12 protein-coding genes are annotated in these 13,967 nt (G+C 74.6%); 3 read left to right on the forward strand and 9 right to left on the reverse strand.

The window, feature by feature from the left end; genetic code table 11:
• Positions 1-102: 102 nt before the first annotated feature.
• The 9 genes from GCU60_RS16120 to GCU60_RS16160 all read right to left on the reverse strand — a co-directional run bounded on the left by GCU60_RS16120 (position 103) and on the right by GCU60_RS16160 (position 11,195).
• On the reverse strand, positions 103-519 hold the full coding sequence (locus GCU60_RS16120) for a DUF6752 domain-containing protein (protein WP_163207076.1): 417 nt from the start codon (positions 517-519) through the stop codon (positions 103-105).
• The gene (locus GCU60_RS16125; RefSeq protein WP_163207078.1) at positions 516-2,087 is read right to left on the reverse strand and encodes a methyltransferase domain-containing protein; all 1,572 of its coding nucleotides are present in this window, start codon (positions 2,085-2,087) and stop codon (positions 516-518) included. Before GCU60_RS16125 ends, GCU60_RS16120 begins: the two co-directional genes overlap by 4 nt.
• 327 nt (positions 2,088-2,414) lie before the next feature.
• Complete coding sequence (locus GCU60_RS16130; RefSeq protein ID WP_163207080.1) at positions 2,415-5,375, reverse strand: AAA family ATPase; 2,961 nt, start codon at positions 5,373-5,375, stop codon at positions 2,415-2,417.
• On the reverse strand, positions 5,372-6,520 hold the full coding sequence (locus tag GCU60_RS16135; protein ID WP_163207082.1) for an exonuclease SbcCD subunit D: 1,149 nt from the start codon (positions 6,518-6,520) through the stop codon (positions 5,372-5,374). The genes GCU60_RS16130 and GCU60_RS16135 overlap by 4 nt, the downstream gene beginning before the upstream one ends.
• A 78-nt stretch (positions 6,521-6,598) precedes the next feature.
• A complete protein-coding gene (locus tag GCU60_RS16140) occupies positions 6,599-7,216 on the reverse strand; it encodes a PH domain-containing protein (RefSeq protein ID WP_163207084.1) in 618 nt (205 codons plus the stop codon).
• A 31-nt stretch (positions 7,217-7,247) separates the two neighbouring features.
• Positions 7,248-8,084, reverse strand: coding sequence for a biotin--[acetyl-CoA-carboxylase] ligase (locus tag GCU60_RS16145; RefSeq protein WP_163207086.1), 837 nt, complete (start codon positions 8,082-8,084; stop codon positions 7,248-7,250).
• 21 nt (positions 8,085-8,105) lie between these two features.
• Positions 8,106-8,861: a decaprenylphospho-beta-D-erythro-pentofuranosid-2-ulose 2-reductase gene (locus GCU60_RS16150; RefSeq protein WP_163207088.1), complete on the reverse strand. Its 756-nt coding sequence runs from the start codon at positions 8,859-8,861 to the stop codon at positions 8,106-8,108.
• Complete coding sequence (locus GCU60_RS16155) at positions 8,858-10,222, reverse strand: FAD-binding protein (protein ID WP_163207090.1); 1,365 nt, start codon at positions 10,220-10,222, stop codon at positions 8,858-8,860. The genes GCU60_RS16150 and GCU60_RS16155 overlap by 4 nt, the downstream gene beginning before the upstream one ends.
• Positions 10,215-11,195, reverse strand: coding sequence for a decaprenyl-phosphate phosphoribosyltransferase (locus GCU60_RS16160; RefSeq protein ID WP_163207092.1), 981 nt, complete (start codon positions 11,193-11,195; stop codon positions 10,215-10,217). Before GCU60_RS16160 ends, GCU60_RS16155 begins: the two co-directional genes overlap by 8 nt.
• Before the next feature lie 292 nt (positions 11,196-11,487).
• On the opposite strand from GCU60_RS16160, the gene GCU60_RS16165 reads away from it, so the two are divergent.
• The 3 genes from GCU60_RS16165 to GCU60_RS16175 are packed head-to-tail and all read left to right on the forward strand — an operon-like array spanning position 11,488 to position 13,933.
• Positions 11,488-13,116, forward strand: a complete 1,629-nt coding sequence (locus GCU60_RS16165) for a carboxyl transferase domain-containing protein (RefSeq protein ID WP_163207095.1) — start codon at positions 11,488-11,490, stop codon at positions 13,114-13,116.
• On the forward strand, positions 13,113-13,328 hold the full coding sequence (locus GCU60_RS16170; RefSeq protein ID WP_163207097.1) for an acyl-CoA carboxylase epsilon subunit: 216 nt from the start codon (positions 13,113-13,115) through the stop codon (positions 13,326-13,328). The genes GCU60_RS16165 and GCU60_RS16170 overlap by 4 nt, the downstream gene beginning before the upstream one ends.
• Positions 13,325-13,933, forward strand: coding sequence for a Maf family nucleotide pyrophosphatase (locus tag GCU60_RS16175; protein ID WP_163207099.1), 609 nt, complete (start codon positions 13,325-13,327; stop codon positions 13,931-13,933). The genes GCU60_RS16170 and GCU60_RS16175 overlap by 4 nt, the downstream gene beginning before the upstream one ends.
• Positions 13,934-13,967 lie beyond the last annotated feature (34 nt).

The raw sequence follows: 13,967 nt of genomic DNA on the forward strand, positions 1-13,967 counted from the left end.
GGGGCTCCCGCGCCGGTCGCCGAGCCCGCATCGAGTCGAACCGGGCGGCTGATCCAGCCGTCCGCCTCGCCGAGCTCCCTCGCGGACGGGCGGAACGGCCGGTCAGCGGTCCGCCGGGGAGGTGGTGACGTCGCCACCCGATGCGGGACCGACCGAGGCGAGCCGGTCGAACACCAGGTCGGCCAGTTGCGCGACGCGCAGTGACAGCCGCCGGGACTCCTGGAGATCGGTCGTGACCTCGTCCAGCCGCCGCTCGAGAACCTCGAGCCGCTCGATGATCCGGGCGATCGCGTCGTCGGCCAGCCCGCCGCGCCGCCGCGCGTCCTCGAGCACCTCGGCGAGCGCGGCGAGGTCTCGGGCGCCGGCCGCGATGCGGGTGTCGAAGTCGCGGCTCTGCGCCTCGGAGCCGGCGCTCAGCCGGTCCACCTCCTGCCGCAGCCGGGAGACGTCGTCGAGCCGGGCGATCGTGCCGGGGGCGATCCTGCGGAACGCCCGGACGAGGGCTTCCCGAGGGCTCATGCCGAGCCCCTGACGCGGAGCCGGCCGACCCAGGGGTTCTCGTCGCGGTAGGGGGCGAGGTCCTGGCCGTGCACGCGCTCCACCACCTCGATCCCGTGCTCGGCCAGCTCGTCCGTGACCTGCTCGGGTGACAGGTAACGCCGGAAGTGCTCGCCGAAGACGTGCGTGGCGTCCTGGTCCTCGGAGGTTCGGAACTCGAACCAGCACTCGCCTCCGCGGCGAGCAACGGCGCCGGCCAACGTCCACAGGTTGGCCCGGGCGGTGTCGTCGATGGCGTGCAGGAGGAAGCGTGCGTACAGGTGCCAGTCGACCGTGCCGTCGAGGTCGGCCACCAGGTCGCCCACGGAGGTCAGGTCACCGAGGTTGACGACGCGGAAATCGGCGGACCAGCCCTCCTGGGCCGCCAGACCGCGGGCGCGCTCGATGGCGGCCGAGGAGTAGTCGATCCCGAGGACCCGCCGTCCCTCGCGGGCGAAGAAGCGCGCGTCGCGGGCGGTGCCGGTGCCGATGTCGAGCACCCCGGCCCCCTCGGGCAGCCGCTCGGCGACCCAGCCGGCGAACGTGGACTCCGTCGCGGGCACCCGGTCGACACCGGGGCTCTGATAGAAGTCCTGCCAGTAGTCACGCGCCATGTTGAACTCTCCGATCCATGTGCTGAGCCGAGACCTCACTCGAGGAGGCGTGGTGAAGGTGAAGGACGGGTCGGGCACCCGCCAGCCGGGGCCATAGGTGGCCGCGAGCAGCGCGTCACTGTTCGCCGGCGCCGGGTACGACCGCCCCCGCAGCGACAGCTGCTCCCGCTCCCGCAGGTCCAGTTCCTCGTCGCCCACCTGGAAGCACAGGTAGGTCCGGCCCTCGACCCGGAAAGCGGTGAAGATGTCGATGTAGTGGTCCTGCCCCGCACCGGGGTCGGCAAAGGTGATCTGCAGATGCCCCCCGCTGTGCCGGAGGACGGAGTACCCGCGGGCGACCAAGGCCCTGCTGAGCCGCAAATTCTCCCACACCACGTCCGCGGGGTCTTCGTGGCGCGACAGGTACCCGAGGTCGGCGTCGTCATCGTGCGGGATGAGGTCCCCGTCCCTCACGGCGCCGAGCAGCGTGCCGTAGCAGATGAACGGTTCCACACCGAGGGCCTCGAGCTCGGCCTGCAGCTCCGCGAGCCTGTCGAGCAGCCGGTCCTGCAGCGCCGCCGCGGCGTCCGGTTCCAGTCCGTCGAAGCTCGGCGCCAGTCGGCCCCACTTGTTGACCGACAGCCATCTCCCGGCGGGATCCCGGAGATCGAGCAGGTTGGTCGAGGAGCCGAGCACGACCTCCGCCGTCCCCAGGGGTCGCTTGTCGGCGGCGTCCCGGAGCAGGATGGTGGCCCGGCCCGACAGGGCCTGGGCCAGGGCGGGAGGCCATGCGAAGGTGATCCGCCGCTCACCGGACGCAGACACCGTCTCGGTCGCAGCCGTCACCGGGAAGGAGACCGTTCGCCGCCCTTCCAGGAGGACGTCGAACACCGCCGGGACGTCCGCCTCCGGCGGGAACTCGAGGTCCAGCGAGGTCGCGTCTGCCGTGAGCCTCACGAGCGGCTGGACCGCACGTCGACCGCAGGCTGCGGCGAAGCTGCGGTCCGGGCGGGCATTGCTCCGGGAGGGTCGCCGGCGGCTGGTCGGCCCGACCGGTCGCGACCGACCGTGCCGCCTCGATCACTACGCAGCATGCTCACCCACTCCTCCATGCAGACCGGCGCCCCCCCCCACCCGCTGTGGGGTCATGCCGGCGGAACCCCCACGACGGCCAGGTTCGAAGCTACCTCGCCGTCCGGGCGTGGCCTTCGCCGGTGAACGAGCGGGAACCGCCTCGCCCGCTCCAGACCACCGCCCTCCGTGGGACTCGGGCCCCACCCGCCGTCACCCCGCCAGGCGCGATCCGTTCCGGCCGGCGATGACCTCCAGCCGCGTGGGGATCCGGGTTCGCAGCTCCTCCAGGTGGCTGATCACCCCGACCGTGCGGCCTCCGCGACGGAGCTCGTCGAGCACCGTCATCACCGAGTCCAGTGCCTGCGCGTCGAGCGTCCCGAACCCCTCGTCGACGAACAGCGTGTCGATGCGCACCCCGCCGGTCTCGGCTGTGACGACGTCGGCGAGGCCCAGGGCCAGGGCCAGGGAGGCCATGAAGCTCTCCCCGCCGGAGAGGGTCTTGGTGGGCCGGCGCATGCCGGTGTACTCGTCGAATACGTCCAGGCCCAGTCCACCGCGTGCACCGTTGCGCCCTTGCGCGTCGCTGTGCAGGAACGTGTACCGGCCCCCCGACATGTCCAGCAGCCGCCGGCTGGCGACCTCGGCCACCTGCTCCAGGCGCGCCGCGAGCACGAAGGATTGCAACCGCATTCGCCGACTGTTGGCCCCGCGGCCGTGCGCGAGGTCGGCCAGCGCAGTGACCTGGTCGGCCCGGTCGCGGTGCTCGGCGAGCTGGAGCTCGGCCGCCGTGACCCGGCCGACGAGGTCGGCCAGCGCGCTGGTGCAGCGGCGCGCCTGCTCGAGCTCCGCGACCGCCTCCTCGCGGCGCCGGGTGCTCCCCGCGCACCGGTCCTCGAGCAGCGCCGTGTCAGGCGGGGAGCGCAGGTCGGCGAGCTCCGGGTCGGCCAGCCGGTCGCGCAGCAGCGCCGTCCGCTGGTCGTGCTGGTCGAGCTGCCGGTCGAGGGCGGCCAGCCGGCCGGGCTCGAGCAGGGCCGCCGCGGCGTCGAGCACGTCGTCGAAGCCCGCTGCCTCTGCCCGCTCCTCGACGACCCGGCGGGCGGAGTCGGCCTGAACCCGGGCGCGCAGCTCGTCGACCTCGGCGGTCAGCACCGCATCGCAGGCGTCCGCGGCGGCGGAGAGCCGGGCGACGCGGGAGGGCAGGTCGGCGTCCTCGCCGCGGCGGGAGGCGAGCCGGTCGAGCAGCTCGGCCAGCCCTGAGGCGAGCGCCTCGCGCTCGGCGCTGCGGGCGCGCAGCTCCTCCCTGTCGACGGCGAGCCGGGCCGCTGCCTCGTCGCGGTCCGCGCCCAGCTGCCGCAGCAGCGCCTCGGCTGGGCCGAGGTCGGTGGCCGGCTCCTCGATGGCGCGGACGCTCGCGGTCAGTTCGGCGACCCGCGCGGCCTGGCCGTCGACGGGCAGGTCACCGGCCTTCGCACGCAGGCCGGCGAGCTCCCGCTCGGCGGCCTCGAGCTGTCCGACGAGCTCGGCGAGCGCGGCCTCCTCGGCATCGGCGACGGCGTGCGCGGCGTCCTCGTCCGCGGCCGTGACGAGGCCGCCGTCGTGGGCCACGGGTCGCGGGTGCTCGGTGGCCCCGCAGACAGGGCAGTCGGCGCCGTCGACCAGAGCGGCGGCCAGCTCTGCGGCCATCCCGTCGAGCCGCCGGCTGCGCAGGTCCAACCAGCGCTCGCGCGCGTCGCCCCAGCTGTCCCGGCGGGCACGCACCCCGTCGCGCAGGCCGACCAGCCGGCGCTCCAGCTGATCGGCGGACCGGCCGGCGGCCAGAGCCGCCTGGGCGGCCTCGAGGGCCGCGCGCAGCGCGGGCAGCTCACCCGCGGCGGCGCGCGCCCACCCCAGCCGTTCCTCGGCCTCGGCGAGCCGGTCCGGGAACCCCGCGGCGGCCCGCTCCCCCGCGGCGGTGCGCTCGGTCAGCGCCCGCAGCTCCCGGTCCAGCGCCGCCACCGAACGCTCGACCGCAGCCGCGCGGTCGACCTCGGGCAGCAGGGCGCGCGCCTCGGCGGCACTGTCCCGCAGCGACCGGACCAGGGTCGTGGACGCGTCCTGCCCCTCGGAGACGGGTACCCAGGCACCCCGGGCCGCGGTGAGCGCGGCAGCGGCGCGCTCAGCGACGACCGCGGCGGCGCCGGCAGCCTGCAACGTGTCCCGCAGCGGCTCGGCCCGCCGGCCGGCGTCGCGCTCGGCCCGCAGGGGCGCGAGCGCGGGCTCCTGCTCGTCCAGCACGGCGAGTTCCCGGACCGCCTGGTCACGGCGGGCGTGCCGCTCCGCGACCACCCGGGCCTCGGCCAGCTCGGCGTCCACGACCGCCACCTCGGCGGCCGCGGCCTCGGCCCGCGCCGTCGCCGCCGTCAGCCGTCCGGCCGCCGCGGCACGGACCTGGTCGACCCACGGGAGCACACGGGCGCCCGGTGCGGCGCCGACCAGCTCGGGGGCGAGCTCCTCCGGCACGTCGATGTCGGCGATCTGCGCCACCCGTGCCAGCAGGGTGCTCAGCTCGGCCCGGTGGGCCGCGGTCCGCTCCCGGGCGGCGCTGCGCTCCTCGGCCAGCCACTCCTCGGCGCGCGCGAAGCGGTCGACGTCGAAGAGGGTGCGCAGCAGCTCGGCCCGGTACTCGGGCTCGGCGCGCAGGAACCGGGCGAAGTCACCCTGCGGCAGCAGCACCACCTGGCAGAACTGGTGGACGTCGAGCCCCAATCGGGTGCGCAGGTGCTCCGAGCCCTCGTCGATCCGCGTGCTGACCGGCTCCCATCCGCCGTCGGTGAGACGGGAGACCACGAGCTTGGCCTGCTCGGTGGCCCAGCCCTCCCCCCGCTTCTTCGGACGCTGCTGTTCCGGCCGCCGGACCACGCGCAGCCGCTCCTCGCCCAGGGTCAGCTCACAGGTGACCTCGGTGCGGATGCCGTCGCCGGCGTGGTCGCTGCGCAGCCGCTTCTCCTCGCCCCGCGCGCCGGGCACCCGGCCGTACAGGGCGAAGACGACGGCATCGAGCAGCGTGGTCTTGCCCGCACCGGTGGGGCCCCACAGCAGGAAGAGGCCGTCGCGACCGACCTCGTCCAGATCCACCTCGACCGTGTCGGCGAACGGGCCGAAGGCGGTGACCGACAACCGGTGCAGCCTCATCGGGCGGCCTCCGCGCGGTCCGCGGCGCCGAGTGCCCGCGCGAGCAGTTCGCGCTCCGCGGGGCTGGCCGGCACGCCGCGGACATGGCTGACGAACTCGCCCGCGACGTCGAGGGCGCTGCGGCCCCGCATCCGCTCCTGGTAGCTGCCGCTCTCCGAGGGGGCGACCGACCCCGTCCAGTCCAGGTGGACGCAGAACGGGAAGCGGCTCTGCAGCCGCCGCATGGGATCGGCCGGGCGGACGGCGTCGGTGAGCCGGGCGGAGACGAAGTGCTGCTCGGCCCCGGCGTGGACCGGGTCGGCGAGCAGGTCCTCCAGCGTGCCGATGAGCACGCTGAGCGGGCGGGGCGTGGGCAGCGGCACCGCGCGCACCTCACCGAGGCCACCGGCGTCCAGCTCGACCAGCCAGGCCTGCTTCTGCTGCCCGGCCTCCCCGAAGGAGTAGGCCAGCGGCGAACCGCTGTAGCGGATGCGGGCGCTGAGCGTCTGCGGCCGGTGCAGGTGACCGAGGGCCACGTAGTCGACCTCGTCGAACACCGACGCCGGGACGAGGTCCACGCCGCCGACGCAGATGTCGCGCTCGCTCTCGCTGGCGACCCCGCCGCCCACGAAGGCGTGCGCGAGCACCACCGACCGCACCCCCGGGCGGAGGAAGAGATCGGCGCGCACCCGGTCCATGGCCTCTCGCAGCACCGCCTCGTGCCCGCGGGCGGCCGGGATGCCGAGCTCGTGACGGGCCACCTCCGGCTCCAGGTAGGGGATGCCGTAGATGGCCACCTCGCCGTGCTCGTCGGCCAGGAGCACCGGCTCGTCCAGGAGCGGGGTGGCCGCGCGCACGTGCAGGCCCGCGGCGCTCAGCAGGCCGGAGAACGTGCCGAGCCGCCGGGCCGAGTCGTGGTTGCCGGGGGTGAGCACGACGCGTGCGCCGGTCGCGAGCAGCCGGCCGACCACCCGGTCGAGCACCGCGGTGGCATCCGCCGAGGGGACGGCCCGGTCGTAGACGTCACCGGCGACCACGACGACGTCGACCCCCTCGGCGGTCACGACCGAGGCCAGGCCGCCGAGCACCGCCTCCTGCTCGGCGAGCAGGTCGGTGCCGTGCAGCGTCCGACCGATGTGCCAGTCGGAGGTGTGCAGCAGCCGCATGAGCGCGAAGGTAGGGAGGGGGTACGACAGAACGGCTCAGGCGCGCCGTGACGGACCCGTCACATCCCGTTCCCGAGGTCAGAGGACGGCGGTCGGCCGCCAGCCGTCCTCGGGCGGATGGCCGTACCCGTCGTACCGGTCGTCGTACCGGTCGTCGTACCCGTCGTCGTACCCGTCGTCGGCGTGTCCGGGCCCCCGGACGCGGCGGTCGGCGTCCTCCTCGATCATGTGCGCGAGCAGCTGCTGCACCCCGGCGGTGTCGGGGATCTGCCGCAGCACCGTGGCCCCGCCGTCACCGGCCGTCTCCACGGTGAGCGTGCCCGACCGGATGATCCGCTCCCACAGGGTCTGGGTGTAGGAGACGTCGGTGATCCGGGACAGCCCCAGATCCCGCCCGCGGCGGGCCAGGATGCCCTCGCGGAACAGCAGGCGGTGCGTGGTCACGACGTAGTGCGTGCATCGCCAGCGCAGCAGCGGGACGAGGACGAACACGACCAGCAGCAGCACCGACAGCACCACGATGCCCAGCCGGAACATCCCCTGCTGGCGGCCCGGCGGCACGACCGCGGCACCGAAGGAGGCGCCGCCGACGACCAGCAGGAGGAGGACCACCGGCCAGAAGACGGTCAGCCAGTGCGGGTGCAGGTGGCGGACGACCTCTTCGTCGTCGGCGAGCAGCTTGTCGGGGTAGGGCACCCCGCCAGGATGACGGAGCCGAGGGCGCCCGTCATGCCTCCGCGGGGCGTGTCCGGACGTGCCGCACGTCGCCGGAGGCCAGCTCCACCGTGCCCTCGGGCGTGTCCACGACCAGGCGCCCGTCCCAGTCCACCGCCCGGGCGGTCCCGAGGAGCGTGGAGCCGTCCGGCATCGTCACCTCAACGGCGCTGCCGACGGTCGAGGACCACGCCAGGTAGTCGCGCGCCAGCCCGGACAGCACCGGGTCCCCCAGCGAGGTCACCCAGCCGCGGTAGCGCCGCTCGACCGCCCGCAGGAACGCCAGCAGCACCGGCGCCCGGTCGACGGTCGCCCCGGTGACCACCGACAGCGACGTCCCCGTACCGGGCAGCTCCGCCTCCGACGTGGAGACGTTGAGCCCCACGCCGACGACGACGGCCCCGCTGGACGCCTCGGCCAGGATCCCGGCCAGCTTCCGGCCGTCCCGGGCCAGCAGGTCGTTGGGCCACTTGACGGAGGCGAGCACGCCGGTGACCTCGCCGACCGCCTCGGCCAGCGCGACACCGGTGAGCAGCGGGAGCCACCCCCGGCGGGCGGCCGGCACGTCGGGCCGCAGCAGGAACGAGACGGTCAGCCCCGCCCGCGGCGGGGAGGCCCACACGCGGTCCAGCCGGCCCCGGCCGGTGACCTGGTGCTCGGCCACCAGGACCGCACCCTCGGCGGCGCCGTCCGCCGCCGCGGCGGCGAGCGCGGCGTTGGTCGAACCGATCTCGTCCACGACCTCGACCGAGCGCCACAGCGCGCTGTCCCGGGTCAGGGCGGACTGCAGCGCGGCCGCGTCGAGCGCCGGGCGCGAGAGGTCGGAGAAGCGGGCGGGGTCGTCGGGCACGGGCCCCACGCTAGCCAGCGCTCAGAAGGGCAGCCGCCGGAACACCGCGCGGGGGGTGTGCCGCAGGCCGCTCATCACCCAGCGCATGGCTCCCGGCACCCAGACCGTGTGCCGGCCGCCGCGGACGCCGGCGACGATCGCCTCGGCCACCGCCTCCGGCGTGGTGGAGAGCGGGGCGTCGGGCAGGCCCTCGGTCATCTTGGAGCGCACGAACCCGGGGCGGACGACGAGCACGGACACCCCGCTGCCGGCCAGCGAGTCGCCGAGGCCCGAGTAGAAGCCGTCCATGCCGGCCTTGGTGGAGCCGTACACGTAGTTCGCCTTGCGCACCCGCTCCCCCGCGACGGAGGACAGCGCCACGACGACGCCGTGGCCCTGCGCCCGCAGGCGGACGGCCAGCTCGGTGCCGACCGCCACGGCGGCCACGTAGTTGACCTGCGCCAGGTGCGCCGCGGCCGCGCTGTCGGTGCGCAACCGGTCGGCGTCGCCCAGCTGGCCGAAGGCGACCACCGCGACGTCGATGTCGCCGCCCGCGGCCGCGGCGGCGACCATCCGCGCCGGGGAGCCGGGGTCGTCGGCGTCGAAGTCGACGACCTCCACCTGCCCGCCGGCCGCCCGGAGCTCCTCGGCGACGGCCGCGCGGCGCGGCGTCTCCCGAGCGGCGAGGACGATGCGCAGCGGCCGCTCCGCGAGGTAGCGGCGGGCGGTGGCGACGGCGATGTCGGACGTGCCGCCGACGAGCAGCAGCGAGCCGACGGAACCGAGGGCGTCGATCACAGGGAGAGCCTCCTGGCCAGGTCGGAGGTGAGGACGCCCGCGGGGTCCACGCGCCTGCGCACGTCCCGGAACGCCTCCAGTCGGGGGTACATCCGCTCGAACACCTCGGGGCGGACGCGGGGGTCCTTGGCGAGGTAGACCCGGCCGCCGGCGTCGGCGACGAGCTCGTCCAGCTCGTCGAGGAGGGCCGCCAGGCCACCGACGACCGGGATGTCCAGCGCCAGGGTCCAGCCCGGCATCGGGAACGACAGCATCCCCGGGTTGCCGGCGCCGAACCGCTTGAGGACCGCGAGGAAGGAGGCGTGCCCGGAGCGGCTGATCCGTTCCAGCGCCCGCCGCATCGTCTCCTCACCGCCGTCGGGGACGACGAACTGGTACTGGACGAACCCGCGGGGGCCGTACACGCGGTTCCAGTTCCGCACGCCGTCGAGCGGGTGGAAGAAGGCGCCGATGCTCTGCAGCTGGTCCCGCTTCCGGCGGGGCGACTTCCGGTACCAGACCTCGTTGAAGGCGGCGACCGTCGCCGGGTTCAGCAGCCCGGGCGGGAACAGGTCGGGTGCGCCGAGCTTCACCGAGCCGGCGTAGCGAAGCGGGTCGGCCTGCTGCGCCTGCGGCAGCTCGCCGCGGCGGGCGAACCGCCCCCGGGTGAGGACCGACCGCCCCATGCGTGTGCCCCGGGCCACGCAGTCGATCCAGGCCACCGAGTAGTCGTAGAGGTGGTCGGTCCCGGCGAGCAGCGACAGAAGGGAGTCGAGGTCGGGCGTGCGGTCGGTGTCGACGAGGATCCGGGACGACTCGATGCGCGTCATCCGCACGCGGGCGCGCAGGATCACGCCGGTCAGGCCCATGCCGCCGGCGGTGGCCCAGAACAGCTCCGGGTCGCTGTCGGGGCCGATCCGCCGGACCTCGCCGTCCGCGGTGAGCAGGTCGAGGTGGACCACGTGCTCGGAGAACGTGCCGGCGACGTGGTGGTTCTTGCCGTGGATGTCCGCGGCGACCGCCCCGCCGACGGTGACGTAGCGGGTGCCCGGGGTGACCGGGACGAACAGACCCAGCGGGACGAGGAGGTCCATCAACCGGTCGAGGGAGATCCCGGCCTCCACCTCGATCTCGCCGGTGGCCAGGTCGACGTCGAGCACCCGGTCGGCCGAGGTCATGTCCAGCACGTGCCCACCGGCGTTCTGGGCCGCGTCGTTGTAGCTGCGCGCCAGCCCCCGGGCGACGACGCCCCGCGGGGTGGCCGCCCGCAGGACCGCGGCCGCGTCGTCGGCAGTGCGGACCGGGACCACGGTCGCCGGCGTGGCCGCCGTGCGACCCCAGCCGGTCAGCGGGACCGGAGCCGGCTCCCCGTGCTCAGCCACCGAAGACCCCCGCCCCCACGGTCGCGGCCCACACCAGGCCGAGGGCGAGCAGGGTGCGGTCCCGGAGGACGATCTCCTCGGGTGCGCCGGCGGTGCCCTTGTCCACGTCGACGGCGTACCGCAGGACGCCCAGCACGAACGGGGCGATCGACAGCGTCGCCCACGGGATGCCGGGCCGGGTCTCGCCCATCTCGAACGCCCAGAGGCTGTAGGCGGTGCAGGCCACCCCCGCCGAGAGTCCCCAGACGAAGCGCAGGTAGCTGGCCGAGTACTCCTGCAGCGTGCGGCGGGTCTGGGCGGCGTCCCCCACCAGGACCAGCTCGGAGTACCGCTTGCCCGCCACCATGAACAGCGAGCCGAACGAGGCGACGAGCAGGAACCACTGGGACAACGGCAGCCCGGCGGCGACCCCGCCGGCCACCGCGCGCAGCAGGAAGCCCGAGGCGACGACGGCGAGGTCGAGCACCGCCTGGTTCTTCAGGCCCAGGCAGTACGCCAGCTGCACCACGACGTAGGTCGCCAGCACCCAGGCCAGCGCCGGCCGGGTCAGGAGCACCGCAGCGGTCAGGGCGACGGTGGCGAGGACGACGGCGACGACCACGGCGACCGGCCGGGGCACGGTCCCCGCCGCGATCGGCCGCAGCCGCTTGCGCGGGTGCCGGCGATCCTCCTCGACGTCGATGACGTCGTTGACCAGGTACACCGCCCCCGACACCAGGCAGAACAGCACGAAGGCCAGCAGCGTGGGCCCGAGCACCTCGACGTCGGCGATCCGGCCGGCGGCCAGCGGCGCGGCCAGCACCAGCGCGTTCTTGACCCACTGCCGGGGCCGCACCGCGCGCACGAGCCCGCCGACGACCGACCCCCGCGGGCCGGGGGGCGGTGCCGACGGTCCGGCGTCCCCGGCCGCGACCGGTGCGGGCGCCGCACCGGCGTAGCGGGCCGGCGGGACGGGCGCTGCCGCGTCGGTCATCGTCTGCCCTCTCCGTCCGCATCGGGTGGAACCACGGACGCCCCGCCGACCGCGACGCGGGACCCGGTCGCCCGGATGGATAGTGCACTGCCCATCGGGCAGGCGACAGCCGACGTACCCCCGCGGAGGTGGACGCCGCGGATCACCCGGACGGCGGACGGCGGGACACCGGCAGGAAGGCCGCCGGCGACTCCCCTACGCTACGTACCCCGTGGCCCGGGTACGCGAGGTCACGGGCAACAGCAGTGCCGCTGCGGCGGCCGACGAGCGCCAGCGAGGAGACCGAGGACGCGTGAGTGCCGCCGAACTGCAGAGCGCCGGGGAGAACGTCCCCGACGACGTCGACATCCACACGACCGCCGGGAAGCTCGCCGACTTCGAGCGACGGGTCCAGGAGGCCCAGCACGCGGGCTCCGAGCGGGCCGTGGAGAAGCAGCACGCCGCGGGGAAGATGACCGCCCGCGAGCGGATCGAGGCGCTGCTGGACCCGGGCTCGTTCACCGAGTTCGACGAGTTCGCCCGGCACCGGTCGACGAACTTCGGGATGGGTGACAAGCGGCCCTTCGGCGACGGCGTCGTCACCGGCTACGGCACGGTCGACGGACGGCCGGTGGCGATCTTCTCCCAGGACGTCACCGTCTTCGGCGGCAGCCTCGGCGAGGTCTACGGCGAGAAGATCGTCAAGGTCCAGGACTTCGCGATCAAGAGCGGCTGCCCCGTCATCGGCATCAACGAGGGCGGTGGCGCCCGGATCCAGGAGGGCGTGGTCTCCCTCGGCCTCTACGGCGAGATCTTCCAGCGCAACGTGCACGCCTCCGGCGTCATCCCGCAGATCTCCCTGGTGATGGGCCCGGCGGCCGGCGGGCACGTCTACTCCCCCGCGCTCACCGACTTCATCGTCATGGTCGACAAGACCAGCCAGATGTTCATCACCGGCCCCGACGTCGTGAAGACCGTGACCGGCGAGGACGTCACGCTCGAGGAGCTCGGCGGGGCCCGGACGCACAACACCAAGTCCGGGGTCGCCCACTACCTGGCCGAGGACGAGAACGACGCCCTCGACTACGTCAAGGCGCTGCTGTCCTACCTGCCGAGCAACAACCTCGACCCGCTGCCCGCCGTCGAGGTGGCGCCGGTCGAGACGGTCCTCCCCGACGCGCTCACCGCCGACGACCTCGAGCTCGACACGTTCATCCCGGACTCGGCGAACACGCCCTACGACATGCACACCGTGATCGAGCACGTGCTCGACGACGGCGAGTTCCTCGAGGTGCAGCCGCTGTTCGCCCCGAACATCCTCATCGGCTTCGGCCGGGTCGAGGGCCGCCCGGTGGGCGTCGTCGCCAACCAGCCCACGCAGTTCGCCGGGACGCTGGACATCGACGCCAGCGAGAAGGCCTCGCGCTTCGTGCGCACCTGCGACGCCTTCAACATCCCGGTCCTGACCTTCGTCGACGTCCCCGGCTTCCTGCCCGGGACGTCGCAGGAGTGGGACGGCATCATCCGCCGCGGCGCCAAGCTGATCTACGCCTACGCCGAGGCCACCGTCCCGCTGATCACGGTCATCACCCGCAAGGCCTACGGCGGCGCCTACGACGTCATGGGCTCCAAGCACCTGGGTGCCGACGTGAACCTCGCCTGGCCGACGGCGCAGATCGCCGTCGTCGGCGCGCAGGGCGCGGTCGGGATCCTCTACCGCAAGGAGCTCGCCGCGGCCGAGGACCCCGAGGCTCGCCGCGCGGAGCTCATCGCGGAGTACGAGGACACGCTCGCCAACCCCTACATCGCCGCCGACCGCGGATACGTGGACGCGGTGATCCCGCCGTCGCACACCCGCGTGCAGGTGACCAAGGCGCTGCGCGTGCTGGCCAACAAGCGGCAGACCCTGCCGCCGAAGAAGCACGGGAACATCCCGCTGTGACCGAGGACCAGGTGCCGCTGCTGCGCGTCGTCCGCGGGGAGCCGTCCGCGGAGGAGCTGGCCGCGCTCACCGTCGTCGTCGCCGCGCTCTCGCAGCGCCGCAGCCGCAGGCGCGCCACCCCCGTGGGGGCGTGGGCGTCCTTCGGCCGCACGCACCGCCGTCCGCTGCACCCCGGTGCCGGCGGCTGGCGTTCCGCGGGGAGCCCGGCGTGAGCGCCGACCGCAGGCTGGTGCTCGGTTCCGCGTCCCCCGCGCGGCTCTCCCTGCTCCGCCAGGCCGGGCTGGCGCCGGAGGTCGTGGTCAGCGACGTGGACGAGTCGTCGGTCACCGCCCCGCGGGTGGCCGAGCAGGTCGCCCTGCTGGCCGCCGCCAAGGCCGCCGCGGTGGCCAAGCAGGAGACCGACGCGCTGGTCATCGGTGCGGACTCGCTGCTGGAGTTCGGCGGCAAGCCCCAGGGCAAGCCGGCCGACGCCGCGGAGGCCCGGGACCGGTGGCGGCGGATGGCCGGGCGCTCCGGCGTCCTGCACACCGGTCAGGCGCTCTTCGACGTCCGCGACGGCGGAGTGGTCAGCCGGGACATCGCGGTCGCCTCGACCGTCGTCTACTTCGCCGACCCCACCCCGGCCGAGGTCGAGGCCTATCTCGCCACCGGCGAGCCGCTGGCCGTGGCCGGGGCCTTCACCCTCGACGGGCTGGGGGCGCCCTTCGTCCGCCGGGTCGAGGGCGATCCGGCGGCCGTGGTGGGGCTGTCCCTGACGGTCCTGCGGACCCAGCTGTCCAAGCGGGGTCTGACCATCACCGATCTCTGGCGCCGCTGAGGCCTCACAAGTCCCGAAACCGACCGTTCTCCGT

The sequence above is a fragment of the Blastococcus saxobsidens genome (genome assembly GCF_010682065.1).
GTDB classification, from domain to species: domain Bacteria; phylum Actinomycetota; class Actinomycetes; order Mycobacteriales; family Geodermatophilaceae; genus Blastococcus; species Blastococcus saxobsidens_B.

Excerpts from the sequence above, each read along its gene's own strand:
- GCU60_RS16160 (WP_163207092.1), bottom strand. The coding sequence starts at position 11,195 with ATGACCGACGCGGCAGCGCCCGTCCCGCCGGCCCGCTACGCCGGTGCG.
- GCU60_RS16120 (WP_163207076.1), bottom strand. The coding sequence starts at position 519 with ATGAGCCCTCGGGAAGCCCTCGTCCGGGCGTTCCGCAGGATCGCCCCC.
- GCU60_RS16135 (WP_163207082.1), bottom strand. The coding sequence starts at position 6,520 with ATGCGGCTGCTGCACACCTCCGACTGGCACATCGGTCGGACGCTGCAC.
- GCU60_RS16130 (WP_163207080.1), bottom strand. The coding sequence starts at position 5,375 with ATGAGGCTGCACCGGTTGTCGGTCACCGCCTTCGGCCCGTTCGCCGAC.